Below are 4374 nucleotides of genomic sequence, written 5' to 3' on the forward strand. Positions count from 1 at the left end.
AGCTAAATATCCTATTATCGGGATGATCGTTCGACCGATTCTGTCGCCCTGTATCATCAAACCCTGTGATAATGGAGACTATTCATTTGCAGAGAGTCGGGAGCGGTTTCAGGTATGGTTAATCGATAATTTTTTAAATTCAACCCCCGACGCAAAGGTATTAACTATTGTTAGCCAGAAAACTCACTCAGCCTCTTTCCGGAATTTTACCAAGAAAAATGAAACACCCCTTTTCTGCATTGGTTCGAAGGATAACCTTTATTTTTGGGCCTTTAAATCAGAAGCCTCTCTTATGCAGGGTGCAAACTGCGACCTGGACTGGAAAAACCATCAAACACTGACTTTGCGTCATTTAAAAACAGTTGATTTTTGTAGTTTCCCTAAAGAAATACACTCCAATCTACTGCAACATGCTTTGAACAACTCCAATAAACCCGTTGACTTTTTCGAGTTTTTCTTTAGTAAAACTGCCTCAAAAGAGTGGGACAAAATGGTTAAGTCTCAACCTCAAATGAGGGAGATTATGTCTGAAAAACTGGTTCAAACCATGAACGATGGTGAAGTGATTACCCGAGAATTAACCGATCATCTAAACAGTTCGGCTACGAGATCCAAAATAGAATGTGACAGTCATTTCTTCAACGAATTATTATGTCGGGCATGTAAACTGAAACAGATTGATGTCATTACCTGTTTATCAAAAGATAATCTGTGCAGGAATTTAACCAAAGCCAGTCAAACTGAATACCAAAAATTGTTGTTTTCAACGTTAGCGTCGGACGCAGAACAATTTAAAACACTCTGCAAATATCCTCTTATTGACCTCAACTCAAAGAATGAAGATGGTGAAACGCTGTTAATTGCAGCAGCAAAAAATGGACAAACGGAGGGTCTGGAAGAACTTCTGAAACATCATAAAGGTATCAAACTGAATGCGCAGAATAGAAACGGTGCAACCGCATTAAAGATCGCAGCAAGATTTGGGCAAACCAGGTGTCTGGAGGTGCTTCTGAAACAAAAAGCGATTAACGCAAACCTGTGTGACATTAATGGCTGGACGCCATTAATGACAGCAGCAAGAAACGGTCACGGGGACTGCGTTCAGTTGTTGCTTGAACATGGAGGATCGTCGATCAATGCAAAAAACAAAAGCCGCCATACGGCTTTGACGCTGGCGGCACTTGGAGGGGATGAACGTTGTGCGTTGTCATTACTGCAACAACCGGATATTGACATCAATGTAAAAAATGAACTCGGTCAAACTGCATGGCTCTGTGCCCAGTCCGTTAATGCAGCAGGGCGGCACCCATGGAAACTATTTCAACAGGTCCTGGATGCAGCAGACAGTGGCAATTTGGAATTACTGACGGAAGCACTGCATCTTGCCACAGTATTGATGCATTTGCGCAATGAACAAGGGTTAACGCCAGCCATGTTGGCCGCAAGACGTGGCCATATTGATTGCCTGAGAGCAATTCTGTCGAAGCATGTCATTAACGTGAACATGAAGGATAAAGAGGGCAATACGGCACTCATGCTGGCCGCAAGCAATGGGCAAACGAAGTGTCTGAAAGAACTTCTGAAACAGCACGGCATCAAGCGAAATGCGAAAAATAACGACGGTTGGACGCCATTAATGTCAGCAGTAAGATGCGGCCATGGGGACTGCGTTCAGGTGCTAGTAAAGAATGATGTGTCGCCTATCAATGCGAAAAACAAAAGCGGCGAAACGGCTTTGATGGTGGCGGTAAAAAATGGGCAAACGGAGTATCTGAAATGGCTTGTGGCACACAAGGAAATCGATTTGAATGCGCAGAACAAAGAGGGTTGGACCGCAGTAATGATCGCCGCACGCTATGGGCAAACGGATTGTCTGGGGGTGCTTCTGACAAACAAGAGAACTAATGCAAGCCAGCGTGACAAGCACGGCTCGACGCCATTAATGGCGGCAGTAGCATGGGGGCATGGGGACTGCGTCCACGTATTGCTTGAGCATAACGTGTCGCCGATCAATGCAAAAAACTGCAGCGGCTACTCGGCTTTGCTACTGGCAGCAGATAAAGGGGATGAACTGTGTGGCACGTTAATACTCCAACAACCGGAGATTGACATCAATACAACCGATAATGAAGGTAAGGATGTATGGTTCCATGTGCAGTGCGGTAATGCAGCAGGACGGCCCCCATGGAAATTATTGCATCAGATCATGAATGCAGCAGACAGCGGCAATTTGGAATTACTGACGGAAGCAATGAATTTTGCCCCGGTATTGCTCCATTTGCGCAATGAACAAGGGTTAACACCAGCAATGTTGGCTGCCAAAAGTGGCCATGTTGATTGCCTGAGAGCAATTCTGGCCAGGCAAGTCATTAACGTGAACAAGAAGGATAAAGAGGGCAATACGGCACTCATGATGGCTGCAAAAAATGGACAAACAGAGTGTGTGAAGGCGCTTCTGAAACAAAGGGGGATTATTGCAAACCTATGTAACAAGGACGTCTGGACACCATTAATGGGTGCAGCAAGCTGCGGTCATGAGGACTGCGTCCAGGTGTTGCTTGAGCAAAACGTGTCGTCGCTCAATGCAAAAAACAACAGCGGCTATACGGCTTTGATCCTGGCGGTATCTGGAGGACATGAACGTTGTGCCTTGTTATTACTTCGACAAACGGCTATTGGCATCAATGCAACCGGTAAAAACGGTTTAACTGCACTTATGCTGGCTGCAAGAAATGGGCAAACGGAGTTTCTGAAAGCGCTTCTGACACAGAAAAAAATCAAATTAAATGCGCAGGACAACAGCGGTTGGACCGCAGTAATGCACGCAGCAGAATATGGGCAAACGGAGTGTCTGAAGGCGCTTGTGGAACAAAAAGAAATTAATGCAAGCCTACATAACAAGAAAGGCTGGACGCCATTAATGGCGGCAGCAAGAAGCGGTCATGGGGACTGCGTCAAGGTGTTGCTTGAGCATAACGTGTCGCCGATCAATGCAAAAAACAGCAACGGCTTATCGGCTTTGCTACTGGCAGCAATTGGAGGGGATGTACGTTGTGCCAGGTTATTACTCCAACACCCGGAGATTGACATCAATATAACCAATAAAAACGGTAAGAATGTATGGTTCTATGTTCAGCGCGGTAACGCAACAAGACAGCACCCATGGAAACTATTACAACAGGTCCTGGATGCAGCAGACAGTGGCCACTTGGAATTACTGACGGAAGCACTGGATTTTGCCACAGCATTGATTCATTTTCACAATGAACAAGGGTTAACGCCAGCAATGCTGGCCGCAAGAAGTGGCCATGTTGATTGCCTGAGAGCAATTCTGGCGAAGCAAGTCATTGACGTGAACAAGAAGGATAAAGAGGGCAATACGGCACTCATGCTGGCCGCAAAAAATGGGTACACGCAGTGCTTTGATGAACTTATGGCGCAGAAATACATCGATCCAAATGTTCAGGCTAATGCCGGTTGGACCGTATTACATATCGTAGCAACCGATGGGCAAACAGAGTTTCTGAAGGCACTGCTGAAACAAAACAGAATTAATGTAAACCTGCGTAACAAAGAGGGCTGGACACCACTAATGTTGGCAGCAAGAAAAGGTCATGAGGACTGCGTTAAAGCGCTGCTTGAGCATGACAAGTCGTCGATCAATGCAACAAACAAAATCGGCTATACGGCTTTGATGCAGGCGGTATATGGCGGTTATGAACGCTGTGCCTTGTTATTGCTTGGACAAACGGCTATTGACATCAATACAACCAGTAAACAAGGTACAATTGCACTCATGCTGGCTGCAAAAAATGGGCAAACACAGTTCCTGAAAGAGCTTCTGGAACAAAAAGAAATCAAATTAAATGTGCAGGACAACAGCGGTTGGACCGCAGTAATGTACGCAGCAGAATATGGGCAAACGGCGTGTCTGAAGGCGCTTCTGGAACATAAAGAAATGAATGCAAGCCTGCGTAACAAGAAAGGCTGGACGCCATTAATGGCGGCGGCAAATAACGGTCACAAAGACTGCGTTCACGTTTTGCTTAAAAATGATTTGTCGTCGATCAATGCACAAAACAAAAGTGGCCAAACGGCTTTGATGCTGGCGTCGAATCATGAGCATTGGGAATGTTTTCAGCTAATAGCTGATCATAATTCCTGAAGTTAGTTTAATGGGCTGATGAACATGCAGAACTTCAAAGGGAAAGAGCAGCTTTTATTCGTACTCTTTGCCGTGAAAATATTTTCCTTAACCATTGTTCATCCCTGAAGTTGGCGCGAAATATTTTCACGCGCCATGGGCATTGGTACCTTTAGGAGCTGTCCTGAAATAACTTCGACATTGCTACTCTACAGCCGCTGCCCGCATCC

1 protein-coding gene is annotated in these 4374 nt (G+C 45.4%); it reads left to right on the top strand.

Going from position 1 to position 4374, the window contains the following annotated elements; all coding sequences use genetic code 11:
- Nucleotides 1-523: 523 nt before the first annotated feature.
- Nucleotides 524-4165: an ankyrin repeat domain-containing protein gene (locus tag KDK14_RS06785; RefSeq protein WP_257264271.1), complete on the top strand. Its 3642-nt coding sequence runs from the start codon at nucleotides 524-526 to the stop codon at nucleotides 4163-4165.
- The last annotated feature ends 209 nt before the right edge of the window (nucleotides 4166-4374 follow it).

The organism is Endozoicomonas sp. ONNA2 (assembly GCF_024606365.1).
Classification (GTDB): domain Bacteria; phylum Pseudomonadota; class Gammaproteobacteria; order Pseudomonadales; family Endozoicomonadaceae; genus Endozoicomonas.

Coding starts and splice junctions, on each gene's coding strand:
- KDK14_RS06785 (WP_257264271.1), top strand. CDS start 524: ATGTCTGAAAAACTGGTTCAAACCATGAACGATGGTGAAGTGATTACC.